Source organism: Kitasatospora sp. NPDC059408, from assembly GCF_042751525.1.
Lineage (GTDB): Bacteria > Actinomycetota > Actinomycetes > Streptomycetales > Streptomycetaceae > Kitasatospora.
Window position 1 is genome coordinate 1 of the sequence record NZ_JBHYWI010000110.1, and the last position, 25,024, is coordinate 25,024.

Genomic DNA, 25,024 nt, shown 5'->3' on the forward strand with positions numbered 1-25,024 from the left:
ACCACCCCCCCCACCCCCCCCCCCCCGCTATTCGCTCCCCCCCCCTGGCCCCGCACACCCCGCAGCCACCCCCGGCACCCCCCCCACCCACCCGAAAGCCCACCCCGCACCCCAAGCCCCGCGCAGCGGCCCCGCACACAAAGAAGCGCCCCCTCCCCAACCCAAAAGGTCAGAAAGGGGACGCCCCCAAAGGCCCTGCTACAACCTCAGTTGTCGCCGTCCTCGTCGATCAGGAAGCCCCGCATCGGCGCCGGAGCCTGCTGCATCGGCTGCGGCGGCTGCGGACGGACGGCCGCCATCGGCTGGGTCATCCCGGCCGGCTGCATCTGCGGCGCCCCGGTGCTGCCACCGGCCGACGGACCGCCGAAGCTCGGCGCCGGCGGGTTGCCGCCGAAGGAGCTCTGCCCGCCGAAGGACGGCGTGCTGCCACCGAAGGACGGCTGGTTCCCACCGAAGGACGTCCCACCGGAGGTCATCGCACCGGCACCGGCCGGAGCCATCGACGAGGCCGCCGGCGGCAGCGACGCGGTGGCGGGGATCCGCGGCGGGGCGAGCGAGTCGTCGGCCTGCGACTCCAGCTGACGGAGCTGGGTCTCCAGGTACGACTTCAGGCGGGTGCGGTACTCGCGCTCGAACGCCCGCAGGTCCTCGACCTTGCGCTCCAGCGTGGCCCGTGCGGACTCCAGCGACCCCATCGCGACGCGGTGCTTCTCCTGCGCGTCCCGCTCCAGGGCGTCGGCCTTGGCACGGGCGTCGCGCTCCAGGCCCTCGGCCCGGCTGCGCGCCTCGCCGACGATCTTGTTGGCCTCGGAGCGGGCCTCGGAGATCGCCTGGTCGGCGGTCTGCTGAGCGAGCGCCAGGACGCGCGCGGCACTGTCGCCACCGGGACCCTGCTGCTGCATCGGGCCGCCGAGCGGGCCGCCCATCTGCTGCTGCGGGCCGCCCATGGGGCCGCCCATCGGCTGCATCTGCTGCTGGCCCATGCCCTGGCCCATGCCCTGACCCTGGCCCATGCCCTGGCCCATGCCCTGACCCTGGCCCATGCCCTGGCCCATCGGGTTGCCCATGGGCTGCGGGCCGCCGGGGCCGCCCATCGGCTGGAGCATCTGACCGCCCATCGGCTGGACCAGCTGCTGCTGGCCGCCCATGGTCTGGTTCATCTGCTGCTGGCCGGGGCCGGCCGGGAGCTGCGGGGCGCCCGAGGGCAGACCGAGGGGCTGGTTGCCCATCTGCTGCTGCGGACCACCCGGGCCCATCTGCTGCGGACCGCCGGGTCCCATCTGCTGCGGGCCACCCGGGCCCATCTGCTGGGGACCGCCGGGGCCCATCTGCTGCGGGCCGCCCGGACCCTGCTGGCCGGGGACCGGCGGGCCGGATATGGCGGCCGGAACGGGCGCGCCGGGACGGGAGTCCTGCGGCGGTTCCTTCCGCATGTTGGCCTGGTTCTGCGCGGCGGCGCGAGTCGCGGCGGCCAGCTTGGCGCGCAGGTCCTCGTTCTCGCGGAGCAGGCGGGTCAGCTCCGCCTCGACCTCGTCGAGGAAGGCATCGACCTCGTCCTCGTCATAGCCTTCGCGCAGGCGGACGGTCGTGAACTGCTTGTTCCGAACGTCCTCGGGGGTCAATGGCATCTCTTCACCTCAACGTGATCGTCGGCACACCGGCATCCTGTCGCATCGGTCACCTACGACTAGGGCCGCACAAGCGAGATCAGGACATACACAATGATCATCAGTACGAAGAAGGACAGGTCGAGCGCCACGCCCCCGAGACGCAACGGCGGGATGAACCGCCGAAGAAGCTTGAGCGGCGGATCCGTGACAGTGTACGTGGCCTCCAGGACCAGGACCATGGCCTTGCCGGGCCGCCACGAACGCGCGAACTGGAAGACCCAGTCCATCACCAGCCGCACAAGCAGGAACACCAGGAAGACGGTCAGGGCGTAATAGGCCACCGCCCACACGATCTCCATCGCGTTTCCCTCTCCCCGGTCCCGGGCCCTGGGGCCCGCTGCCTGTCGCCTGTCGCTAACCCACTGTTGATCAGATCCACACGTAAAGTCGTGGCCGGGTCAGCTCTGGTTGAAGAACCCACCCTCGGCGATCCGAGCCTTGTCCTCCGCCGTGACATCGACGTTAGCAGGAGACAGCAGGAACACCTTCTGCGTCACGCGCTCGATACTGCCGTGCAGACCGAAGACGAGTCCAGCGGCGAAGTCTACGAGTCGCTTCGCATCGGTGTCGTCCATCTCGGTGAGATTCATGATCACGGGGGTGCCGCCGCGGAACTGTTCCCCGATGGTACGGGCCTCGTTGTAGGTCCGCGGGTGCAGCGTGGTGATGCGGTAGGGCTCTCGTTCGTTCACTACCTTGGGCATGATCACCGGGGCGCTCTTCTCCAGATTGTGGCGGCGTTCGGGTGTGATGGACGACACTGGCGCCATCCTCGGGGTCTCCTGCCGGATCGGGACCGCGGCCGGCACCGGCTGCGGGGTGATCGAGGAGACCGGGGCGGGCGCCGCGGCCGGCCGGGGAATGTCCTCCGTCCGCGCCCCCGTTCGAATCGGCTCGGGGTCCGCGTCGTAGTCGTCGTCGGGGTCGTACCCCTGGCCGTCGTACGTCTCGTCCTCCACGAGGCCGAGGTAGACCGCCATCTTGCGCATCGCGCCGGCCATGCTCCTGTCTCCTCCGCTCGGTGGTTCGGCGGCCAGGGCCAGTCGCCCTGCCTGCGGATTCCGCGACGGTCCGCCCGCGACAGCCCGTCAGATCGACGGATGGTCAGATTTGGTGAATAAGTGGCGGGGGCCGCGGAGCTGCGATCCACGGTTCACTAGCGCGCTGAAAAGCTGCTAGTTTCTGTCCTATTTTGTCCTGCAGTCTGATCTACTTACTCGGTGACGTTACCTGAGGGGTGACCTCACTCCGAGTACCGCCGTTCCGACGCGCACGTGTGTCGCTCCGGCGGCAATCGCCTGCTCAAGGTCGCCGCTCATCCCTGCGGAAACCATGGTGGCAGCAGGATGGGCCGTCCGTACGGCGGTTGCGATTTCCGCCAGCCGATCGAAGGCCCGGGCCGGGTCCCCCGCGAGCGGGCCGGCGAGCGGAGCGACCGTCATCACACCGTCCAGCCGCAGCCCGGGCGCGGCGGCGATGGCGTCGGCCAGTTCGGCGACGTCCGCCGGGGCGACCCCGGCCCGGTGCGCGCCTTCTTCCCCCGCGGCGGAGCCGCCGCTCGACACACCCTTCTCCAGCGCCACCTGCACCAGGCAGCCGAGCTCCGGCCGCTCCGACTTGAGCACCGCCGCGGAGAGCGACTCCACGAGCCGCAACCGGTCCACCGAGTGCACGTGGTTCGCGTACCGCACGACCGACCGGACCTTGTTCGTCTGCAGCTGTCCGACGAAGTGCCAGTCAAGAGGAAGGTTTCTGCACTGCTCCGCCTTGGGCGCGGCGTCCTGGTCGCGGTTCTCCGCGACGTCCGTCACACCCAGCCCGGCCAGCAGTGCGCTGTCCTCCGCGGGATAGGTCTTGGTGACGACGATCAGCGTGACCTCGCGACGGTCCCGCCCGGCCACGGCACACGCGTCGGCGATCCGGCGCTCGACCACGTCGAGGTTGGTGCCGAGTTCCTCGTAGCGGGCCCGCTGGCCCTCCGTCAGTGCCGACGCGAAATCCGCGCCGCCCGGGAACGGTCCGTAGATGTCGTTCGTCATCAGTGATCAGAGCCCAACCAGACGTAGCTCGCGAGCCGCCCCGTGCGCTGCTCGCGGCGATAGGAGTAGTGATCGGCGGATTCGAGGGTGCAGACCGGTGATCGCACCACCTCGGTGACCCCCGCGGCGGCCAGCTGGGCCACCACTCCTTCCGGCACGTCCAGGGCCGGTGTCCCCCAGGACGTCTCGGCGAAGGCGGCGGGCACCACCGCGGCGACTTCGGCGCGTAGTTCGGCGGGCACCTCGTAGCAGCGGCCGCACACCGCGGGACCGGTGGCGGCGACGATCCGGCCGGGCTCGGCACCCAGCTCCGTCATCGCCCGGACGACCGCGGGCACCACCCCGGCCGCGAGGCCGGGGCGTCCGGCGTGGGCCGCGCCCACGACCCCCGCCACCGGGTCGGCCAGCAGCACCGGCGTGCAGTCGGCGGTCAGCACCGCGAGCGCGAGCGGCCGGTCGGTGACCACCGCGTCGACCGTCGGGGCCTCCCCGGCCGGCTGCCGCTCCGTCACCACCGCCACGTCGGCGCCGTGCACCTGGTTCATCCAGACCACGTCGGCCGGGTTCAGCCCCACCCCGCGGGCGGCGAGCGCCCGGTTCTCCCGGACGGCCTCCGGGTCGTCCCCGACCGCGCCGCCGAGGTTCAGCTCCCCGTACGGCGAAGTGCTCACCCCGCCCCACCTGTCGGTGAAGGCGAAGTGAGCACCATCGCGTACGGCGTGATCGATCACTTAAGGAAGTCCGGCACGTCGAGCTCCTCGGCCGGGCTCTCCACGAACGGCTGGCGGGCCGGCTGCACCTGCGGCGGCACCGGGGCGGCGGTCGCGGTGGCCGGGGTCTCGGTCGAGCGGGACGGCGCGGGCGAGTCGCCCTCGGAGCGGGACGTCACCGAGCCGATGCCCCCGTACGACGGCCGGGAGGCCGGGCGCTCCGGGGCGGCCGGCGGCGTGGCCGGGGCGGCGGGGGTGGACTTGACGACCGGGTCGCGGACGATCGCCGGCGGCTGCCCGCCGTCGAAGCCGGCCGCGATGACGGTGACCCGCACCTCGTCGCCGAGCGCGTCGTCGATGACCGCACCGAAGATGATGTTGGCCTCGGGGTGCGCGGCCTCGCTGACCAGCTGGGCCGACTCGTTGATCTCGAACAGGCCGAGGTCCGAGCCGCCGGAGATGGAGAGCAGCACGCCGCGGGCGCCGTCGATCGAGGCCTCCAGCAGCGGCGAGGAGATCGCCATCACGGCCGCCGCCTTGGCGCGGTCCTCGCCGCGGGCCGAGCCGATGCCCATGAGCGCCGAACCGGCGTCCGACATGACGGACTTGACGTCGGCGAAGTCGAGGTTGATCAGGCCCGGGGTGGTGATCAGGTCGGTGATGCCCTGGACGCCGGAGAGCAGGACCTGGTCGGCCGAGCGGAACGCGTCGAGCACGCTGACCTGGCGGTCCGAGATGGACAGCAGCCGGTCGTTGGGGATGACGATGAGGGTGTCGACCTCTTCGCGCAGGCTCGCGATGCCGTCCTCGGCCTGGTTCGCGCGCCGCCGGCCCTCGAAGGTGAAGGGGCGGGTGACCACGCCGATGGTGAGCGCGCCGAGCGAGCGGGCGATGTTGGCGACGACGGGCGCGCCGCCCGTGCCCGTGCCACCGCCCTCGCCCGCGGTCACGAAGACCATGTCGGCCCCCTTGAGGACCTCCTCGATCTCCTCGCGGTGGTCCTCGGCGGCCTTGCGGCCGACCTCGGGGTTGGCGCCGGCGCCGAGGCCCCGGGTGAGTTCACGGCCCACATCGAGCTTGACGTCGGCGTCGCTCATGAGGAGGGCCTGCGCATCGGTGTTGATCGCGATGAACTCGACGCCCTTGAGACCGACCTCGATCATCCGGTTGATGGCGTTGACACCACCGCCGCCGATACCGACGACCTTGATGACTGCGAGGTAGTTCTGCGGTGCTGCCACGTCGAAGGCCTCTCGCCTCGAATTTCCGGGTCGGCGAGGCCCGGTGAGAGCCGTACCGACGGATGTCGATGGGTAGGGAGCCTGGTTTCTGACGCAATGTCCGAAATGCCGACCGCCGACCCCAACCCTAAACTTGACCTTTAGGGTTAGTCCTGTGCCTCCGTCACATCACCAGGGGACACAGTCTGGTGACACAGGACACTAGGTGGCTCCGGGCACGCGTTTCAACGAACACGCCGAGCTTCCCTTTTTCTTTTGAGCCTATGTGATCATCGGCCGGCATATGAAACCGGGGTGACCACCAAGGGTCGGGCCGACACTCCGAAGCGTCAACCCCACCCCCAGGAACAGAACCTACCGGATCATCCGGACACCGCCGGCGCGTCCGGCGCACTCACGTCGTAGTTCGTGCCCTTCTGAGCCAGCAGGGCCACCAGGACCCGGGCCTTCCGGTCGTTCTGCTCCGGACTCCCCCAGCGCACCGTCGCACCCCCGTTGAGCTGCAGCTCGATGTCGTCGTACGAGTGCACGAGCAGCGCCCCGGCCCGCTGGGCGACGTCGGACGGCAGCCCGGCGGCCACGGCCACCGCTCCCTGCACCAACTGCGCACGGGAGATCACCCCGTCCGCGTCCTTCGCCTGCTGACTGGGCCGCAGTTCCACCACCGGTACCCCGGCGGGCGGGGCCGCCTCGGTGGCGAAGCTCACGCCACCGGCGTCCACCTGGGTGAACTGACCGTCGTCGCCCTTGACGGCGGCCACCGCCTTGCGCTGGGTGACCTTCACCTGGAGCGTGTGCGGCCAGCCCCGCCAGACCTCCGCCCCGGCCACCCGCGGGATCGCCTCGACCCGCCGCTGGGCGGCGTCCAGGTCCACCCGGGCCAGCGGGCCGTCGCCGAGCCCGCCGATCGCGGCGCGGACCTGGTCCGCCGTCAGCTTGTCGTCGGTGGCGCCCTGCACGGCGACGTCCCGCACGTCCAGGAGCGAGGAGAAGAAGACCACCCAGGCCAGCACGCCGACCACCGCGGCACCGAGCACGCCCAGCACCACGAAGCCCCGCCGGGAGAGCCGGAGCCGGGGAGCGTGCTCCTCGGCCTCCAGCTCCTCCTCCAGGGGGTCGGCGAGCCGGCCGTCAACCACGGCGGCGGCCGCCGCGGGCGGCCTCGATGGCCTCGTAGACCATGCCGACCAGCAGTTCGTCGGCGTCCCGGCGGCCGAACTCGGCCGCGGCCCGGCTCATGTCCCACAGCTTCTGCGGGTCGGTCAGGACCGGCAGGACGTTCTGCAGCACCCAGTCCGGGGTCAGCTCGGCGTCGTCCACCAGCAGGCCGCCGCCCGCCTTGACCATCGGCTGGGCGTTCAGCCGCTGCTCGCCGTTGCCGATCGGCAGCGGGACGAACGCGGCGGGCAGCCCGACGGCCGCGAGCTCGGCCACCGTCATGGCCCCGGCCCGGCAGAGCATCAGGTCGGCCGCGGCGTAGGCGAGGTCCATCCGGTCGACGTACGGCACCGGGCGGTACGGCGGCATCCCGGGGATGTCGTTGACCTGCGGCAGCTCGTTCTTCGGCCCGACGGCGTGCAGGATCTGCACCCCGTACTGCTGGAGGCGCGGGGCGATCGCGGTGACCGTCTCGTTGAGCCGGCGCGCGCCCTGGGAGCCGCCGGAGACGAGCAGGGTGGGCAGCCGCTGGTCGAGGCCGAAGTACTGCCGGGCCTCCGGGCGGGCCGTGTTCCGGTCCAGGGTCGCGATCGTGCGGCGCAGCGGGATGCCGATGTACCGGGAGTCGCGCAGCTTGCTGTCCGGGGTGGAGACGGCGACGAAGTCGGTGTAGCGGGCGCCGATCTTGTTGGCCAGGCCCGGGCGGGCGTTGGCCTCGTGCACCACGATCGGCACGCCGGCGCGCTTGGCGGCCAGGTAGGCCGGCATGGCGACGTAGCCGCCGAAGCCGACCACGGCGTCGGCGTTGACCCGCTCGATGATCTCCTGGGCGGCGCGGACGGTGCCGCGCAGCCGGCCCGGGACGGTGATCAGCTCGGGGGTGGGCTTGCGGGGCAGCGGGACGGCCGGGATGAGCTCCAGCTGGTAGCCGCGCTCGGGCACCAGCCGGGTCTCCAGCCCCTTCTCGGTGCCCAGGGCGGTGATCCCGATGGACGGGTCGTGCCTGCGGAGGGCGTCCGCGAGGGCCATGGCCGGCTCGATGTGACCGGCGGTCCCCCCGCCGGCGAGTACGACATGCACCGAAATTCACCGCTCCCTGCGTGCCGGCCCGGGGGCCGGGCGCGCTGTGGTTCGTCGTCGTGGCAGCACCCGGGCCAGTCGTCTCCTGATCCGGGAGTTCTTGCTCCGGGCGGCCAGGGCCGCCTTCGCGCCGGAGGTGCTGCGTGCCAGGCAGAGCAGCACTCCGATCGCGCACATGGCCGACAGCATGGCGGAACCGCCGTAGGAGAACAGCGGGAGCGGGACGCCCGCGATCGGCAGCAGTCCCAGTGCCGACCCCAGGTTGATCACGGCCTGGGCCATGATCCACGTGGTGGCGGCTCCCGCGGCGTACCTGACGAAGGGGTCCTTCGTACCGATGGCCACACGGATACCCGCGTAGCCTAGTGCCGCGAAGAGACCGATCACCGACAGCGTCCCCACCAGACCGAGTTCCTCGCCGGTCGCGGCGAAGATGAAGTCGGTGTGCGCCTCGGGCAGCTGGCCCCACTTCTCGACGCCGGCGCCGAGGCCGGTGCCGAAGCCGCCGCCGAGGGCGAACGAGTAGACGCCGTGCAGGGCCTGGAAGCAGGCACCGTCCGGGTCGAGCTTGGTGATCCCGATGCAGCCGAGGCGTTCCGCCCGGTGCGGGACGGTGACCACCAGGGCGGTGCAGACGACGACGGCCACGCCGAGGGTGGCCACGAACAGCCGCAGCGGTGCGCCGACCATCCAGAGCAGCGCGAACAGCATGGCCACCAGGATCATCGAGGTGCCCATGTCACCGCCGAGCATGATCAGCGCGAGCAGCAGCAGGGCGCCCGGCACGAGCGGCACGAGCAGGTGCTTCCAGGAGGTGAGGGTGCCGGCCTTCTGCTTGCGGGCGAGCAGGTCGGCGCCCCACAGGACGAGCGCGAACTTGGCGAACTCGGAGGGCTGGAACTGGAAGAAGCCGAAGTCCAGCCAGTTCTGGTTGCCGTTGATCCGCACCCCGATGCCGGGCACGGCGACCAGCGCGAGCGCGCCGATCACGCCGAACATCACCGGGTAGACGACCACCCGCAGCACCGCCACCGGGACGGCCGCGATGCCGACCAGCAGGACGAGGCCGAGGATGGCCGCGATCAGCTGCTTGAGGAAGTAGTACTGCGCGGTGTGGTGCTGGTTCAGGGCCAGGATCTGCGAGGCCGAGAAGACCATCATGAGGCCGAGCACGACCAGCAGCAGCGTGGTGCCGACGATCAGCAGGTAGGGCGTCAGCGGCCGGTCCAGCCAGTACCGCACCCGGGCGCGGAAGGCGCTCAGGCGGCCCAGTGGACCGGCCGACTTGTACTTCGTGGTGGTGGCGGAGATCACGCGCCACGGATCGGCCGCGGCCTGCTCCCGCACGCCCGAATCCGCCCTGCCCTGCCCCGCCAACTCCCCGCTCGCTCTCTTCGTACGGACGCCCTCGCGGGGCCCGGCTACCCGCCCGCCAGCTCCCGGACGGAGGCGGCGAAGAGGTCGCCGCGCTCGCCGTAGTTGGTGAACATGTCCATCGACGCGCAGGCCGGGGCCAGGAGCACCGTGTCACCCGGCTGGGCGAGCGACGCGGCCGTCCGGACCACCTCGGTCATCGCCACCGCGCCAGTCTGGCCCTCGGCCGCCTCGATCACCGGGACATCCGGCGCGTGTCGGGCGAGCGCCTCCCGGATCAGCGCGCGGTCCTCGCCGATGAGCACGGCGGCCCGCAGCCGCTCGGCCGCGCCCTGGACGAGGTCGTCGAAGGTCGCGCCCTTGGCGAGGCCGCCGGCGATCCAGACGATCGGCCGGTAGGCGGCCAGCGAGGCCGCGGCGGCATGGGTGTTGGTGGCCTTGGAGTCGTCGATGTACGTGACCCCGTCGACCACGGCGACCTCGGCGATCCGGTGGGCGTCCGGACGGAAGGCCCGCAGGCCCTCCCGGACGGCCTTCGGCTCGACCCCGTAGGCCCGCGCCAGCGCCGCCGCCGCGAGGGCGTTGGCGATGTTGTGCGGGGCCGGCGGGTTGACGTCCTCGACGGAGCCCAGCTCGGCGGCGCTCTTGGCCCGGTCGGGCACGAACGCGCGGTCGACCAGCAGTCCGTCCACGACGCCGAAGTTCGACGGGCCGGGGGCGCCGAGGCCGAAGCCGATCGCCCGGCAGCCCTCCTCGACGTCGGCCTCGCGGACCAGCGCCTCGGTGGCCGGGTCGGCCAGGTTGTACACGCAGGCGACGACGTTGCCCTCGTAGATCCGGCCCTTGTCGGCGGCGTACGCCTCCATCGAGCCGTGCCAGTCGAGGTGGTCGGGCGCCAGGTTGAGCACGGCCGCCGAGTGCGGGCGCAGCGAGGGCGCCCAGTGCAGCTGGTAGCTGGAGAGCTCGACCGCGAGGACGTCGTACGGCTCGTCGGCGAGCACCGCGTCCAGCACCGAGACGCCGACGTTGCCGACGGCGGCGGTGCGCTTGCCGGCCGCGGTGAGGATCGAGGCGAGCATCTGGACGGTGGTGGTCTTGCCGTTGGTGCCGGTGACGGCCAGCCAGGGGGCGGGTTCGCCGGTGGCGGGCAGCGGCCTGCGCAGCCGCCAGGCGAGCTCGACGTCGCCCCAGACCTCGACGCCGGCCAGGTCGGCGGCGGCGAACAGCGGGCTGTTCGGCGGCCAGCCGGGCGAGGTGACGACCAGCCGGGTGTCCTCGGGCAGGCTCGCGCCGTCGCCGAGGCGCACGGTGATGCCCTGGGCCTCCAGTTCGGCGGCACGGGCCTTCAGGCCCTCGCCGCTGCCGCCGTCGACCACGGTGACGTGGGCGCCGAGGCCGTGCAGGACGCGCGCGGCGCTGATGCCCGAGACGCCGAGCCCGGCGACGACGACGGGCAGGGCCTTCCACTGCGTCCCGGTGAATCGGGGTTCGGTCATCCGGTCACCCATCCCGCGTAGAAGAGGCCGAGGCCGACGGCGACGCAGAGGCCCTGGATGATCCAGAAGCGGACCACGATCAGGACTTCGGTCCAGCCCTTGAGTTCGAAGTGGTGCTGCAGCGGTGCCATCTTGAAGACTCGCTTGCCGGTCATCCGGAAGGAGCCGACCTGGATGATCACCGACAGGGTGATGATCACGTAGAGGCCGCCGAGCAGCGCGAGCAGGAGCTCGGTGCGCGAGCAGATGGCCAGGCCCGCGAGGGCGCCGCCGAGGGCGAGCGAGCCGGTGTCGCCCATGAAGATCTTGGCGGGCGAGGTGTTCCACCAGAGGAAGCCGAAGCAGGAGCCCATCAGGGCGGAGGCGACGACGGCGAGGTCCAGCGGGTCGCGGACGTCGTAGCAGTTGGCGGTCGCGGTGATCGCGTAGGCGCAGCTCTGGGTGTACTCCCAGATGCCGATGAAGGTGTAGGCGCCGAAGACCATGACCGACGCGCCGGTGGCGAGGCCGTCCAGGCCGTCCGTCAGGTTCACGCCGTTGGACATCGCCGCGATCATGAAGTACGCGAAGATGACGAACAGGACCGGGCCGACCGCCCACTTGAAGTCCCGGACGAAGGACAGGCTCTGGGACGCCGGGGTGAGCCCGCGGTCGTCCTGGAACTGCATCGCCAGGACCGCGAAGCCGAGGCCGACGATCGACTGGCCGGCCAGCTTGGCCTTGGCCCGCAGACCGAGCGAGCGGCGCTTGACGACCTTGATGTAGTCGTCCAGGAAGCCGACCAGGCCGAGGCCCGCGGTCAGGAAGAGCACCAGCAGCCCGGAGACGGTCGGGCTCTCGCCCGTTATCGCCTTGGTCGCGAAGTAGGCGATGAGCGTCGCCAGGATGAAGGCGATGCCGCCCATGGTGGGCGTGCCCTTCTTGCTGTGGTGCGCCTTCGGGCCGTCGTCGCGGATGTACTGGCCGTAGCCGTGCTTGGCGAGCAGCTTGATCAGCGCCGGGGTGCCGAGCAGCGACAGGACCAGGCCGATCATGCCGGAGAAGAGGATCTGCTTCATCACTCGGCCGCACCGTCCGCGAGGAGGGCCTCGGCCACCTTCTCCAGCCCCACCGAACGGGACGCCTTCACCAGGACCACATCCCCCGGCCGAAGCTGACTGCGCAGCAGTTCGACCGCCGCGTCCGCGTCGGACACCAGCACCGACTCCTCACCCCACGAACCTTCGTTCCTCGCGCCCAGTTCCATGCAGGCCGCCTCGCGTCCGCCGACCGCCACCAGCTTGGTGACGTCCAGCCGCACCGCGAGCCGCCCGATGGCGTCATGCTCGGCCAGGCTGTCCTCGCCGAGCTCCCGCATCTCGCCGAGCACCGCCCAGGTGCGGCGGCGCTCCGGGCCGCGGCCCCCCATCGAGACCAGCGCCCGCAGCGCGGCCCGCATCGAGTCGGGGTTCGCGTTGTAGGCGTCGTTGACGACGGTGACACCATCGGCCCGGTCGACGACCTCCATGCGCCAGCGGGACAGCGCACCCGCCTCGCCCAGGGCTGCCGCGGCGTCGTCGACGGACATCCCGAGCTCCACCGCCACCGCGGCGGCGGCGAGGGCGTTCGAGACGTGGTGCTCACCGTACAGGCGCAGCTGTACGGGCGCGGAACCGGCCGGGGTGGTGAGCGTGAACGATGGCCGTCCGGTGGCGTCCAGGCGAACGTCGGTCGCCCGGACGTGGGCGTCCGGGGACTCGCCGAACAGGACGACCCTGGCCTTGGTCCTGGCCGCCATCGCGCGGACCAGCCGGTCGTCGGCGTTGAGGATCGCGGCGCCGTCCGCGGGCAACGCCTCGACCAGCTCGCCCTTGGCCTCGGCGATCTTCTCCTGCGAGCCGAACTCGCCGACGTGCGCGGTGCCGACGTTCAGCACCAGGCCGATCCGGGGCGGGGTGATGGAGGTGAGGTACTCGATGTCGCCCTTGTGCCGGGCGCCCATCTCCATGACCAGGTGCCGGGTGCCGGGCTCGACCCGCAGCGCGGTCATCGGGTGCCCGATCTCGTTGTTGAGCGAGCCGGGCGGGTAGACGGTGTCGCCGAGGCGCTGGAGCAGCTGGGCGATCAGGTCCTTGGTGCTGGTCTTGCCGGCCGAGCCGGTCAGTGCGACCACGGTGGTGGCCTCGGCGCGGGCCACGACGGCGCGGGCCAGCTTGCCGAGGGCGTCCACGACGCTGTCGACCAGGACGGCGGGCACGCCGACCGGCCGGGAGGCCAGCACCGCGACGGCGCCGGCCCCGACCGCGGTGGCCGCGTAGTCGTGGCCGTCCACGTGCTCGCCGACGAAGGCCGCGAACAGCCCGCCGGGCAGCACCTTCCGGGAGTCGACCTCGACCGGGCCGGTCACCGGGGTGGCGGGGTCGGCGCCGTCCAGGGTGCCTCCGACGGCTGCGGCCACCTCGGCGAGGGTCAGTGCGATCACTGCTGCTCTACTCCTCGGTCGCCCCGGGCGGCCGTGGTCTGCGTGATGGATTCGCGCAGCACCTCCCGGTCGTCGAAGGGGCGGATCTCGTCTCGTACGTACTGGCCAAGTTCGTGGCCCTTGCCGGCCACCAGCACGGTGTCGCCGGCGTGCGCGCGGGCCACCGCGAGGCGGATCGCCTCGGCCCGGTCGGGGACGACCAGGACGTCGCCGCGCTCGGCCTCGGGGACCGCGGCGGCGCCGCCGAGCATGCTGGCGAGGATCGCCAACGGGTCCTCGCTGCGCGGGTTGTCGCTGGTCAGCAGGGCGGTGTCGGCGAGCCGGGCGGCGATGTCGCCCATCGGGCCGCGCTTGTGCGGGTCGCGGTCGCCGCCGCAGCCGACGACGACGTGCAGCCGGCCCTTGGTGACCTCGCGCAGCGAGGCGAGGACGGCGCGCAGGGCGTCCGGCTTGTGCGCGTAGTCGACGACGGCGACGAAGGGCTGTCCGGCGTCCACGCGCTCCAGCCGGCCCGGCACGCCGGGTACGGCGGCGACGCCCGCGACGGCCCGGTCCAGCGGCAGTCCGGCGGAGACCAGGACGGTGATCGCGGCGAGCGCGTTGGCCACGTTGAACGGGCCGGGCAGCGGCACGGAGGCGTCGGCCTCGGCGCCGTCGGGGCCGAGCACCCGGAAGGTGGAGCCGACCGGGCCGAGCTGGACGTCGACCGCGCGCCAGTCGGCGCCGGGGTCACCGGCGGCGGAGAAGGTGGCCACCGGGATCTTCGCCTCGGCGGCCAGCCGGCGGCCGTACTCGTCGTCGACGTTGACCACTCCGCGGCGGGACTTGCCGGGCTGGAAGAGCCGGGCCTTCGCCTGGAAGTAGTCCTCCATGTCCGGGTGGAAGTCGAGGTGCTCCGGCGTGAGGTTGTTGAACAGGGCGACGTCGTACGTCACCCCGTCGGTGCGGCCGAAGACGAGGGCGTGGCTGGAGACCTCCATGGTCACCGCGTCGGCGCCGCGCTCGGCCATCACGCCGAGGATCGCGTGCAGGTCGGTGGCCTCGGGGGTGGTCCGCTCGCTCTTGATCCGCTCGGTGCCGACCCGCATCTCGACGGTGCCGATCACCCCGGGGCTGCGGCCGGCGCCGCGCAGGCCGCCCTCGACCAGGTAGGAGGTGGTGGTCTTGCCGTTGGTGCCGGTCAGGCCGAGCATCAGCAGCCGCTCGGACGGATGCCCGTAGACGATCGCGGCCAGCTCGCCCATCCGGGCCCGCGGCCGGTCGACGACCAGCAGCGGCAGGCCGGTGGGGGCGGCCAGCTCGGCGCCCGCCGGGTCGGTGAGCACGGCCACCGCGCCGGCGTCCGCGGCCTTGGCCGCGAAGGCCGCGCCGTGGTGGTTGGCGCCGGGGAAGGCCACGTACACGTCGCCCGGGCGCACCGCGCGGGAGTCGTGGGTGACGCCGGTGACGGCACCGCCTTCGACGGGCGGCAGGCCCAGCCGGCCGGCCAGCTCGGCGAGCGGCAGGGCGGCGGCCTCGGCCGGGCGGGGCGGACTCACGGTGGTTTGATCGGGTTTCGGCACGGCGGGAAGGCTATCCGCCGAAGGGTGCCCAGGGCCAAACCGGCCCTGCGCCGCGCCGCCGGCCGGCCCGGCCAGCTCGTTGCTCATGCTCGTTCACGGCTTCCAGTCGACGGGCAGGTTGGGTGCCTCGCTGTTGCTCGGCGGGACCTGGAGGGTCTTGAGGGTGAACTCCATCACCTGCTTGAACACCGGGCCGCACAGCTGGCCGCCGAAGTGGCCGTTGACCGGGCCCTGGAGGGTACAGGAGACGGTCACCCGGGGCGCCTCCGCCGGGGCGAAGCCGATGAAGGAGGCGGTGTAGCCGTCGTAGCCGACGCCGTTGGCCGCGCCGCGGTTGGCGGTGCCGGTCTTGCCGGCGACGCGGTAGCCGGGGATGGCGGCCTTGCCGCCGGTGCCCTGCTCGTCGTCGACGACGGACTCCAGCATCTGGGTGAGGGTCTTGGCGGTCTGGTCACTGACCACCCGGGTCTGCTCGCCCGGCGGGGTCGGGGTGTACTTGCCGTCCGGGCTGGTGATGCCCTGGACGATGCTGGGCGCCACCCGGACGCCGCCGTTGGCGATGGTCGAGTACACCGACGTGGCCTGCAGCGCGTTCATCTGCAGCGGACCCTGGCCGAAGGAGATGTTGTACTTCTCCGAGGCGACCAGGTCCTCCGGCTTCTTGAGCTTGCCGGCCGTCTCGCCGGGGAAGTTCAGGCCGGTCGGCTGGGCCACGCCGAACTTGCGCATGTAGCCGTCCAGCACCTGGTTGGCCTTCAGCTGGTCGCCGTCGCCGAGGGTCTCGATCGCCTCGATGGTGCCGATGTTGGAGGACTTGGCGAGCACCCCGGCCAGGGTCAGGTACCAGTCGCCGTGCGGGACGTCGTCCTTGAACTGCTGTCCGGCCCGGACCAGGTTGCCGGGCACGGTGACCTTGGTGTCCCAGCTGGCCTTGCCGGAGTCCAGGACGGCGGCCAGGCTCATCAGCTTCGCGGTGCTGCCCGGCTCGTAGGCGTCGACCAGGGCGGGATTGCCCATCTGGGACTGCTTGGCGAGGCTCAGGTCGTTCGGGTTGAAGCCGGGCGCGGTGGCCATCGCGAGGACCTGGCCGGTCTTCACGTCCTGGACGACGACGTAGCCCTTCTCCGCGCCGGAGTTGGCCACCTGGTCGGTGATCGCCCGCTGGGCGGCCCACTGGATGTCCCGGTTGATGGTCAGCTTGACGTCGTTGCCGGGCACGGCGGCCTCCAGCGAGCCCCCGGCGGTGGGCACCAGCCGGCCGGCCGCCTGGGCGTAGCTGTTGTGGCCGTCCTTGCCGGCCAGCAGCTTCTGGTACTGCAGCTCCAGGCCGCCCGCGCCCTGCCCCTCGCCGTTGACGAAGCCGACCAGGTTGGCCGCCAGGCCGTCGGAGGGGTAGACCCGCTTCTGGGTCTCCTCGTTGAACACGCCGGCCAGCGGGTTGGCGCACTCGTTGTCGACCCGGGTGCGCCCGCCCTGCTCGGCGGGCTTGCCGAGCTGCCGCTTCTGGACCTGGCAGGCGCGCGAACCGGCCTGCTTCTCCAGGTTCGCCTTGAGCTCGCTGATCTGGCTCTTGGCGCCCGGGGTCTGCCGGGCGGCGAGCCGCTTGTAGCGGCTCTTGGGGGTGTGCAGGTCGGCGGCGATCTTCTCCTTGGGCACGCCGATGATCGGCGACAGCAGCGCCGCCGCCTGCTCGGGGGCGTCCGGGACGCCGGTGGCCTCCGGGGTGAACATCGCCGGGTCGGCGGTGATGTCGTACGCGTCGACGGTGGCCGCCAGGGCCACGCCGTCGGAGGACGTTATCGAGCCGCGCTCGGCGGTGATCGGGACGTTGAGGTAGCGGTTGGTGTTGGCGTCGGCGGCCAGCGCGTCGGCGTCCAGCAGCTGCAGCTGGACGAGCCGGCCCGCGAAGACGGAGAACACCAGCGACAGCACGACGGTGATCACCCGCAGCCGGCGCTTGGGCTCGGCCAGCTTGAGCGCCTTGGGGCGCTGCGGCGGACGGGACTTGGGGCGCGGCCGGGCCGCCGCCTGGGACCTGGCCGGCGGCCAGCCCTCGGGGCGGCGCTGCTGCGGGGCCCTCGGCGTCCGGGCGGCGGCGGCCTTCGCGGGCTGGCCCTTGGCGGGCTGCTTCGGCCGGGCCGGCTGTACCTTCGCGGGCTGCGGCTTGGCGGGCTGCGGCTTGGTGGGCTGGGCCTTCTTCGCCGCCTGCCCGCGCGGGGCCGCGCCCTTGGGCGCCGCCGGACGGCGCGGGTTGCCGGAGCCCCCGGCGGACGGCTGTCGCGGAGTGCTCATGCGCCCGCCTCGCTGCTCTCGGCAGGGGCATCCGCCCACCCGCACGTGTCGATGACGAGCTCGCTGCGCTCGCTCATGCGCCCGCCTCGCCGCTCTCGGTTCCGGTGTCCCGCGTGCTCCACCCGCTCATCGGGCCGCACCCCCCGTCGGCGAGGGCGCCGGGGCGCCCGGGTTGATCTGGACGACGGAGTCGCCCGCGGTCGCCGTCGGCGCCGGGGCGCTCGGCTGGGAGCTCGGCGCCGGCTGCTGCCTGGTCGGCCACGGCTCGGCCGTCGACCGCTTCACCGGCGGGCTGTCCTGCGCCGGGCCGGGCTTGCCGAGCACCTTGCCGCCGTTGCCCAGGTCCAGGAAGGCCATCCCGCCGGCCGGGATCATGCCCAGCTCGGCGGCCCGCCGGGCCAGCGCGTCCGGCGCGGAGTTCTGGTCGATCTGGTGCTGGAGGCTCTGCTGCTCGTCGGTCGCCGTGGTGGTCTGCCGCTGCAGCCGGGACAGCTCGAACGAGCCCTCGTTGAGCGCCGTGTTCAGCGCCAGCAGCCCGAGCAGCCCCGCCGCCAGCAGGACCACCACCAGGACGGCGAAGGGCGTGCGTCCCCGCACGGGGCGCCGCCCCGGCCGGACCGTGATCCGCGCCCTGCCCTGCCCCGGGAGTGCTCCGCTCCCCGCCCGGACCCCACCGGCCACCGGCCCCACTGCTCTCCTCCGCCCTTCGGACCGCCCCGGGACCCGCTCAGCCCCGCTTCTTCCGGTCCCTGATCCTCTCCGCCACCCGCAGCCGCACGGGCGCGGCGCGCCGGTTCTCCTCGATCTCCTCCTCGGTGGCCAGCTCGGCACCGCGGGTGATCAGCTTCAGCCAGGGCTGGTGCTCCTCGGGGACGAACGGCAGTCCCGGCGGCGCCGTGCTGGTCGCTCCGGCCGCGAAGTACTGCTTCACCAGGCGGTCCTCCAGCGACTGGTAGGACATCACGACGATCCGTCCACCGATCGCGAGGGCGTCCAGCGCTCCCGGGATGGCCCGGTCCAGCACCTCCAGTTCGCCGTTCACCTCGATCCGCAGGGCCTGGAAGGTCCGCTTAGCGGGATTCCCGCCGGTGCGCCGGGTGGCCGCCGGAATGGCGTTGCGCACCAACTCGACCAGACGCGCGCTGTTGCTGAACGGTTCCTTCTCGCGCTCCCGGAGGATCACCGAGGCGATCTTCCCGGCGAACCGCTCCTCGCCGTAGAACTTCAGGATCCGGGCCAGCTCGCCGTGGCTGTAGGTGTTGAGCACCTCGGCCGCGCTGATCCCCCGGGTCTGGTCCATCCGCATGTCCAGCGGGGCGTCCTGGGCGTACGCGAAGCCGCGGTCCGCCTCGTCCAACTGCATCGAGGAGACGCCCAGGTCGAACAGGACGCCGTCGATCCGGTCGATGCCCAGGCGCTCCAGCACCTCGGGGATCTCGTCGTAGACGGCGTGCACCAGGGTGGCCCGGTCGCCGAACGGGGCGAGGCGCTCGCCGGAGAGCTTGAGCGCGGCCGGGTCGCGGTCCACCGCGACCAGCCGGACCTCGGGGAACTGGGTGAGCAGCGCCTCGCTGTGCCCGCCGAGGCCGAGGGTGGCGTCCACCACCACGGCACCGGGCCGGGAGATCGCCGGGGCCAGCGCGTCCATGCACCGCTGCAGCATGACGGGGACGTGCTTGGGTCCCGGCTCGTTGGTGGTCATGCGCGGCGGCGCCCTTCCTCGGTGCGGAGCAGCCCGACGTCCGGGAGCTGCGACCATTCTCGCCCACCGCCGGGAGCGGGCACGACACGGCCCGTGGTCCCCGCCCGCTCAAGGGGAAGGACATGACCGCCGGGCGCCGGGGAAGGTGCGCCAGGAGGACACGGAGCGGGTGGAGGCCACGGGCCGGGTCGGGCCGGAGCACCGGCCGGGAAGGCCCGGTTGACGGGCCCCGGGGGGTGTGCTCCACTGCGCCGCAACTCTATCGCGCGGGCCCCGCCAGTCAATGGCCCGCTCCGGCGCACCACCCGGGCGGCGGTACGGATCACCGCAGGTCGCGGCCGTCCCGGCGGTCGGGCCGGGGCGAGCGGGGCGGCCGCGGCGCCCGGTCGCGCGCCCCGGGTCGCGCGCTTCGGGACCAGGCCGGACAAACCCGTCCGTTGTGGCTATGCGCTCGGTCACAGCGCCGCGTTCTGTAGCTCTCCACCCCACCGCGGCCCCCCGAATCGCACTAACGTCGCCCCTATGACAGTGACCCCCGACCGGCCCACGCCGACCGCCGCTGCCGACCCCGAGACCCCGGCCATCATCGACCGCTTCGTGGCCTCCAACCGCGAGTACGCGGTCACCTTCCACGACGGCGGCATGGACGCCCGCCCGGTGCAGAAGATCGCCGTCGTCGCCTGCATGGACGCCCGCCTCGACCTGTTCGCGGCGCTCGGCCTCGAACTGGGCGACGCCCACGTCATCCGCAACGCGGGCGGCGTCGTCACCGACGACACCATCCGCTCCCTCACGATCAGCCAGCGCGCCCTCGGCACCCGCTCGATCGCGCTGATCCACCACACCGGCTGCGGCCTGCTGGGGCTCACCGAGGACTTCCGCCGCGAGCTGGAACTGGAGGTCGGCCAGCGCCCGCAGTGGGCGGTCGAGGCCTTCGTCGACCTGGACGGCGACGTCCGCCAGTCCATGCAGCGCGTCCGCACCTCCCCGTTCCTGCTGCACACCGACGACGTCCGCGGCTTCGTCTTCGACGTCCACACGGGTCTCCTGCGCGAGATCCACTGACGGCCCGACGCCCCGCCCCCGGTCACCCGCCCCGAGCCGAAGGAAGCGCCGACGCCGAAAGGGAGGAGCGAGGAAGCGACGACCGTCGGCGTCGGACCCGAGCGCCCGGAGGCGAGCGGGCGAGTCACGGCGACAGGGTGACTTCCGCGCCCCCGGCAGGGGAGAATGCGCCTGCCGGTTGACCTCGAACCACCTGGGGCGGCCGGGCCGCAGGCCGCTGTCCCGGCGCCGGATCCCGCACGGAACCGCCCCTGGTACGGCCGCGTCAAGCATGGGGTGGGGGCCGGCCTCGGGGTGAGGCGGGCACGGTGTGCCAGGGAGCGTAACGGGTGACGAGCTACAGCGATCAGGCCGGTGTCGGCGGTTCTTCGGGGGGCGCCCAGGAGGCGGACGGTTACCACCGGGTCGGCCTGCCCGAGCTCGCCGCCGTCGTGGACCGGGTCCGCGCCAACATCGAGAGCGTGATCGAGGGCAAGCCGGAGGCCGTCCGGATCGCCCTGACCGTCCTGCTCGCCGAGGGCCACCTGCTGCTGGAGGACGTCCCCGGCGTCGGCAAGACCATGCTGGCCAAGGCGCTCGCCCGCTCGGTCGACTGCACCGTGCGGCGCATCCAGTTCACGCCCGACCTGCTGCCCTCGGACGTCACCGGCACCAACATCTACGACCAGCACCAGCGCGACTTCGAGTTCCGCCCGGGCGCGATCTTCGCCCAGATCGTGGTCGGCGACGAGATCAACCGCGCCTCGCCCAAGACCCAGTCCGCGCTGCTGGAGTCGATGGAGGAGCGCCAGGTCACCATCGACGGGACCAGCTACGAGCTGCCGTCGCCGTTCATGGTCGTCGCCACCCAGAACCCGGTCGAGATGGAGGGCACCTACCCCCTCCCCGAGGCCCAGCGGGACCGTTTCATGGCCCGCATCTCGATCGGCTACCCCAGCCCCGAGGCCGAGTTCGCGATGCTCGACGTGCACGCCGGCGCCAGCCCGCTGGCCGACCTCCAGCCGGTCGCGCACGCCGCCGACATCCTCAAGCTCATCGACCTGGTGCGCACCGTGCACATCGCCGACCCGGTCCGCCGCTACGCCGTCGACCTGGTCGGCGCCACCCGCACCAGCCACGAGCTGCGCCTGGGCGCCTCGCCGCGCGCCACCCTGCACCTGGTCCGGGCCGCCCGCGCGGCCGCCGCGCTGGACGGGCGCGACTACGTCACCCCGGACGACATCCAGCGCCTCGCCGTCCCGGTCCTCGCGCACCGCCTGATGCCGACCGCCGAGACCCAGCTCAGCCGCCGCACCTCCGAGCAGATCGTGGCCGACCTCGTCGCCCGGCTGCCGCTGCCGCGTCCGCAGGGCGGCCCGGCCGGCCGGAGGGTCTGAGGTGTCGCCGTCCGACGCACCGTCGGGCCTGCGGGCCGGCCTGCGCGGCCTCACCACCCGGGGCCGCTCCTTCCTCGCCGCCGGGCTCACCGCCATGGTCTGCGCCTACCTGCTCGACCAGGACGCGCTGCTGCGGGTCGGTGTGCTGCTCGCCGCGCTCCCGCTGGCCGCCGCCCTGGTGCTGGCCAACACCCGCTACCGGGTGGCCAGCGGGCGCCGGCTCAGCCCGCACCGGGCGATCGCCGGCCAGGAGGCCCGGGTCCACCTGCGGGTCGACAACATCTCCCGGGTGCCCACCGGGCTGCTGCTCCTGGAGGACAAGGTCCCGTACGTACTCGGGCCGCGCCCGCGCTTCGTGCTGGACCGGGTCGAGCCGCGCGGCAACCGGGAGGTCTCCTACCGGGTCCGTTCCGACCTGCGCGGCCGCTACGAGCTCGGCCCGCTCCAGCTGCGGCTGTCCGACCCGTTCGGGATGTGCGAGGTGAACCGTTCGTTCACCGCGTCCGACGTGCTCACCGTCGTCCCCCAGGTCCAGGCGCTGGCGCACGTGCGGCTGAGCGGCGAGTGGCTCGGGCAGGGCGAGAGCCACGCCCGCACCCTCGCGCTGGCCGGCGACGACGACGTGATCCTGCGCGAGTACCGGCCCGGCGACGACCTGCGCCGCGTGCACTGGAAGTCCACCGCCCGCTACGGCGAACTGATGGTCCGCCGCGAGGAGCAGCCGCAGCGCGCCCGCGCCACCGTGCTGCTGGACACCCGCGAGATCGCCCACCGGGGCAGCGGCCCCGCCTCCTCCTTCGAGTGGGCGGTCAGCTGCGCCGCGTCCGTCTCCGTCCACCTGCTGGAGCGCGGCTACCAGACCAGGCTGCTCACCGACACCGGCCAGTGGGTCCCCGGCCCCGGCACCGGCGGCACCAACGCGGCGGCCGAGTCCTCCGGGCTGATCCTGGACGCGCTCGCGGTCGCCGACCTGTCCGACGGCGGCGGGCTCTCCCGCGCCGAGGAGCCGCTGCGCGCCGGCGGCGAGGGCCTGCTGATCGCCGTCCTCGGCGAGCTGGACGAGTCCCAGGCCGCACGGCTGGCCCGGCTGCGCGGGCGCACCGGCGGCGCCATCGCCTTCCTCCTCGACACCGGCACGTGGACCGGCCTGCGGATGCTCGCCCCCGAGACCGGCGGCGACGAGTTCCGCGCCCGGGTGCGCCAGCTGCGCGAGGCCGGCTGGACGGTCCTGCCGGTGCGCGCCGGGGACTCGCTCCCCGACCTGTGGCGGGCCGCCGAGGGCGCGAAGACCACCGCCCCCTACCGAGAAGAGGCCGGCGCGTGACCACCCGGGCCAAACTGACCGTCTACTCGGCGCTGGCCACCGCCCTCGCCTCGCTCTGCCTGACCCCGCTGCTCACCACCAAGAGCTGGATCACCCACGCCTTCCTGGTGATCGCGGTGCTCGCCGCCGTCGGCGCGGGCCTGCGCCGCACCCCGCTGTTCCGCTGGACGGTGCCGCTCGGGCAGCTGGTCGCGCTGGTCCTCCTGCTGCTGATCGGCTTCGCCGAATCCGGCTCCGTGTGGGGCGGCCTGATTCCGGGGCCGGACTCGCCGAGCTCCCTGGACCGGGTGTTCGGCTCCGGCCTGGACGACATCCAGCAGTACGCCATCCCCGCACCGCCCAACGCGGGCCTGCGGCTGATCCTGGTCGGCTCGGTCGGCCTGATCGCGCTGATCGTCGACACCGTCGCGGTGACGTACCGGCGCTCGGCGCTGGCCGGGCTGCCGCTGCTCGCGCTGTACTCGGTCGGCAACGGCCTGGCCGGCGACCACGGCAGCTGGATCTGGTTCGGCCTCGCCGCGGCCGGCTACCTGCTGCTCCTCTTCGCCGAGGGCCAGGACCGCGTCTCCCGCTGGGGCCGGATCTTCCGCGGCACCTCGCGCGGCACCGAGAGCTCCGGCGCGGTCGGCCTCGGCGGCCAGCAGGTCGGCATCCTGGCCCTGGCCGTCGCCATGCTGCTGCCCGTCTTCCTGCCGCACTGGGACTCCGGCCTGCTGCACTCCGGCTCCGGCGGCAGCGGCACCGGGGGTTCGGCCGGCGCGGTCACCAGCCTCGACCCGCTGGTCAGCCTGCAGGCCGAGATCACCCGGCCCACCAACACCGAACTGCTGCGCTACACCCTGGACAGCGACATCGCCGACCAGACCTACCTGCGCACCGGTTCGCTGGACGTGTTCGACGGCACCAACTGGAAGCTCGGCTCCACCACCGTCGCCGACCTGGGCGCGGCCCTTCCCCCGCCGGAGGGCCTCCAGGACCCCAACCTCCCGCAGATGAAGGGCGACTTCCAGGTCAGCAACGCGCTGGAGAAGAGCTGGCTGCCGATGCCGTACCCGGCGCTCTCGGTCCAGCTGCCCAACCGCGGCGAGTGGAAGCTCGACCAGCTGACCCGCACCGTGATGCCCACCAACGACAAGTCGATCAAGGGCCTGCACTACCAGGTCACCTCGCTGGACGTCCGGCCCACCGCCAACGACCTGCGCGACGCGCCGAGCGCGCCCCAGGACATCCGGGAGCACTACACGGCGCTGCCGACGAACCTGCCCACGGAGGTCTCGCAGCTGGCCCGGCAGGTCACCGCCAAGCAGACGACCAACTACGACAAGGCCGTCGCCCTCGCCGCCTGGTTCACCGGACCGGAGTTCCGCTACGACACCAGCGTCAGCAGCGGCACCGGCACGGACGCCATCGTCACCTTCCTGCGCGACAAGCGCGGCTTCTGCGTCCACTTCGCCTCCACCATGGCGGCGATGGCCCGCACCCTGAAGATCCCCGCCCGCGTCGCCGTCGGCTTCACCCCCGGCGACGCCCAGAGCGCCAACACCTACTCGGTGACCGGCCGGATGTACCACGCCTGGCCCGAGCTGTACTTCGGCGGCTACGGCTGGATGCGCTTCGAGCCCACCCCCAGCCGCGGCGTGCAGCCCCGCTACAACGAGCAGGCCGCCACCGCGACCACCGCCCCGAGCCAGCAGCCGACCGCCCCCGCCACCAGCGACGCGCCCGCGCCGGCGCCGTCCAACAGCAAGGACTGCGACGCCAAGCTGCGTCAGCTGGGCGAGTGCGGCAAGAAGAACACCGCCGTCGGCGACACCGGCCAGGACTCCTGGCTGCTCTCCGCGCAGGTGCTCGGCACCCTCGCGGTGGTGGTCGCGCTGATCTCGCTGCTGCTCGTCCCGATGTTCTGGCGCGCCGCGGTGCGCCGGCGCCGGATCGGCGGCGGGCGCCGCCGCCCCGGCGGGGACGGGCCGGCCGAGCTCACCGACGAGCAGGTCCTGGCCGCCTGGGACGAGCTGGTCGACTCCGCCTGGGACCTCGGCATCCCGCCGGACGAGTCGCGCACCCCGCGCGCCGCCGCCCGGCGGATCTCCGAGCGGGCCGAACTGGGCGAGGACGCGGCGGCCGCCGCCGGACGCCTGGCGCTGGCCACCGAGCGGGTGCTCTACGCCCGCTCCGCCCACGTCACCGCTCCGCTCGCGGCCGACGTCCGCACCGCCCGGGAGGGCCTGCTGGCCACCGCGGGCCGGCGCGAGCGGACGCGGGCGGTGCTGCTGCCGCCGTCGTCGGCGCAGCTGTGGTGGCGGATCTCCGACGCCGTCCTGGCCGCCCGGGTGACGGTCGGCGGCAGGGTCGGCCGGGTGTCCGACGCCGTCACCCGACCGGTGCGGCGGGTGTTCACCCGCAAGGGGCGGGACCAGGAGTCCTGAGGGACGCGGGGAACGCGAAGAGCCGCCGGGGGCGGGCAGTCGATCGAC

20 protein-coding genes are annotated in these 25,024 nt (G+C 72.9%); 4 read left to right on the forward strand and 16 right to left on the reverse strand.

The features are described 5' to 3' along the window. Nucleotides 1-206: 206 nt before the first annotated feature. The 16 genes from ACFXDE_RS39765 to rsmH form a co-directional block, all read right to left on the reverse strand. Nucleotides 207-1,628: a DivIVA domain-containing protein gene (locus tag ACFXDE_RS39765; protein WP_380499175.1), complete on the reverse strand. Its 1,422-nt coding sequence runs from the start codon at nucleotides 1,626-1,628 to the stop codon at nucleotides 207-209. 59 nt (nucleotides 1,629-1,687) lie between these two features. Further along, nucleotides 1,688-1,969 carry a YggT family protein gene (locus tag ACFXDE_RS39770; protein ID WP_329928339.1) on the reverse strand — a complete coding sequence of 94 codons (282 nt, stop codon included), beginning with the start codon at nucleotides 1,967-1,969 and terminating at the stop codon, nucleotides 1,688-1,690. Between the two features lie 99 nt (nucleotides 1,970-2,068). Next, entirely contained in the window at nucleotides 2,069-2,671 is a 603-nt protein-coding gene (locus ACFXDE_RS39775; protein WP_153460377.1) for a cell division protein SepF, read from the reverse strand. A 225-nt stretch (nucleotides 2,672-2,896) separates the two neighbouring features. After that, on the reverse strand, nucleotides 2,897-3,709 hold the full coding sequence (locus tag ACFXDE_RS39780) for a YggS family pyridoxal phosphate-dependent enzyme (RefSeq protein WP_380499176.1): 813 nt from the start codon (nucleotides 3,707-3,709) through the stop codon (nucleotides 2,897-2,899). Beyond that, nucleotides 3,709-4,440: a peptidoglycan editing factor PgeF gene (pgeF, locus tag ACFXDE_RS39785; protein ID WP_380446868.1), complete on the reverse strand. Its 732-nt coding sequence runs from the start codon at nucleotides 4,438-4,440 to the stop codon at nucleotides 3,709-3,711. The genes ACFXDE_RS39780 and pgeF overlap by 1 nt, the downstream gene beginning before the upstream one ends. Continuing rightward, nucleotides 4,437-5,660 carry a cell division protein FtsZ gene (gene ftsZ, locus ACFXDE_RS39790; protein WP_380499177.1) on the reverse strand — a complete coding sequence of 408 codons (1,224 nt, stop codon included), beginning with the start codon at nucleotides 5,658-5,660 and terminating at the stop codon, nucleotides 4,437-4,439. The genes pgeF and ftsZ overlap by 4 nt, the downstream gene beginning before the upstream one ends. Before the next feature lie 362 nt (nucleotides 5,661-6,022). Further along, nucleotides 6,023-6,799, reverse strand: coding sequence for a cell division protein FtsQ/DivIB (locus ACFXDE_RS39795; protein ID WP_380446872.1), 777 nt, complete (start codon nucleotides 6,797-6,799; stop codon nucleotides 6,023-6,025). Further along, nucleotides 6,792-7,898 carry an undecaprenyldiphospho-muramoylpentapeptide beta-N-acetylglucosaminyltransferase gene (murG, locus tag ACFXDE_RS39800; protein ID WP_359974828.1) on the reverse strand — a complete coding sequence of 369 codons (1,107 nt, stop codon included), beginning with the start codon at nucleotides 7,896-7,898 and terminating at the stop codon, nucleotides 6,792-6,794. Before murG ends, ACFXDE_RS39795 begins: the two co-directional genes overlap by 8 nt. A gap of 6 nt (nucleotides 7,899-7,904) precedes the next feature. Further along, complete coding sequence (gene ftsW, locus ACFXDE_RS39805; protein ID WP_380446874.1) at nucleotides 7,905-9,245, reverse strand: putative lipid II flippase FtsW; 1,341 nt, start codon at nucleotides 9,243-9,245, stop codon at nucleotides 7,905-7,907. A gap of 74 nt (nucleotides 9,246-9,319) precedes the next feature. Continuing rightward, on the reverse strand, nucleotides 9,320-10,768 hold the full coding sequence (gene murD / locus ACFXDE_RS39810) for a UDP-N-acetylmuramoyl-L-alanine--D-glutamate ligase (RefSeq protein WP_380446876.1): 1,449 nt from the start codon (nucleotides 10,766-10,768) through the stop codon (nucleotides 9,320-9,322). After that, on the reverse strand, nucleotides 10,765-11,826 hold the full coding sequence (gene mraY, locus ACFXDE_RS39815; RefSeq protein ID WP_329928346.1) for a phospho-N-acetylmuramoyl-pentapeptide-transferase: 1,062 nt from the start codon (nucleotides 11,824-11,826) through the stop codon (nucleotides 10,765-10,767). The genes murD and mraY overlap by 4 nt, the downstream gene beginning before the upstream one ends. Next, a complete protein-coding gene (gene murF / locus ACFXDE_RS39820) occupies nucleotides 11,826-13,229 on the reverse strand; it encodes a UDP-N-acetylmuramoyl-tripeptide--D-alanyl-D-alanine ligase (protein ID WP_380446879.1) in 1,404 nt (467 codons plus the stop codon). The genes mraY and murF overlap by 1 nt, the downstream gene beginning before the upstream one ends. Next, nucleotides 13,226-14,791, reverse strand: a complete 1,566-nt coding sequence (locus tag ACFXDE_RS39825; RefSeq protein ID WP_380446881.1) for a UDP-N-acetylmuramoyl-L-alanyl-D-glutamate--2,6-diaminopimelate ligase — start codon at nucleotides 14,789-14,791, stop codon at nucleotides 13,226-13,228. The genes murF and ACFXDE_RS39825 overlap by 4 nt, the downstream gene beginning before the upstream one ends. A 93-nt stretch (nucleotides 14,792-14,884) precedes the next feature. Further along, a complete protein-coding gene (locus ACFXDE_RS39830; RefSeq protein ID WP_380499179.1) occupies nucleotides 14,885-17,083 on the reverse strand; it encodes a penicillin-binding transpeptidase domain-containing protein in 2,199 nt (732 codons plus the stop codon). A 126-nt stretch (nucleotides 17,084-17,209) separates the two neighbouring features. After that, nucleotides 17,210-17,680 carry a cell division protein FtsL gene (locus ACFXDE_RS39835; RefSeq protein ID WP_380446886.1) on the reverse strand — a complete coding sequence of 157 codons (471 nt, stop codon included), beginning with the start codon at nucleotides 17,678-17,680 and terminating at the stop codon, nucleotides 17,210-17,212. Between the two features lie 130 nt (nucleotides 17,681-17,810). Further along, nucleotides 17,811-18,785 (reverse strand): 16S rRNA (cytosine(1402)-N(4))-methyltransferase RsmH, encoded by a 975-nt coding sequence (gene rsmH / locus ACFXDE_RS39840; RefSeq protein WP_380446888.1) that lies wholly within the window; start codon nucleotides 18,783-18,785, stop codon nucleotides 17,811-17,813. 522 nt (nucleotides 18,786-19,307) lie between these two features. Here rsmH and ACFXDE_RS39845 point away from each other — a divergent pair. The 4 genes from ACFXDE_RS39845 (at nucleotide 19,308) to ACFXDE_RS39860 (ending at nucleotide 24,976) form a co-directional block, all read left to right on the forward strand. After that, nucleotides 19,308-19,850 (forward strand): beta-class carbonic anhydrase, encoded by a 543-nt coding sequence (locus ACFXDE_RS39845; protein ID WP_380446890.1) that lies wholly within the window; start codon nucleotides 19,308-19,310, stop codon nucleotides 19,848-19,850. 329 nt (nucleotides 19,851-20,179) lie between these two features. Beyond that, a complete protein-coding gene (locus ACFXDE_RS39850; RefSeq protein WP_380446893.1) occupies nucleotides 20,180-21,226 on the forward strand; it encodes an AAA family ATPase in 1,047 nt (348 codons plus the stop codon). Nucleotide 21,227: 1 nt separating this feature from the next. Then, entirely contained in the window at nucleotides 21,228-22,550 is a 1,323-nt protein-coding gene (locus ACFXDE_RS39855; protein ID WP_380499180.1) for a DUF58 domain-containing protein, read from the forward strand. Next, nucleotides 22,547-24,976: a transglutaminaseTgpA domain-containing protein gene (locus tag ACFXDE_RS39860; RefSeq protein WP_380499181.1), complete on the forward strand. Its 2,430-nt coding sequence runs from the start codon at nucleotides 22,547-22,549 to the stop codon at nucleotides 24,974-24,976. Before ACFXDE_RS39855 ends, ACFXDE_RS39860 begins: the two co-directional genes overlap by 4 nt. The last annotated feature ends 48 nt before the right edge of the window (nucleotides 24,977-25,024 follow it).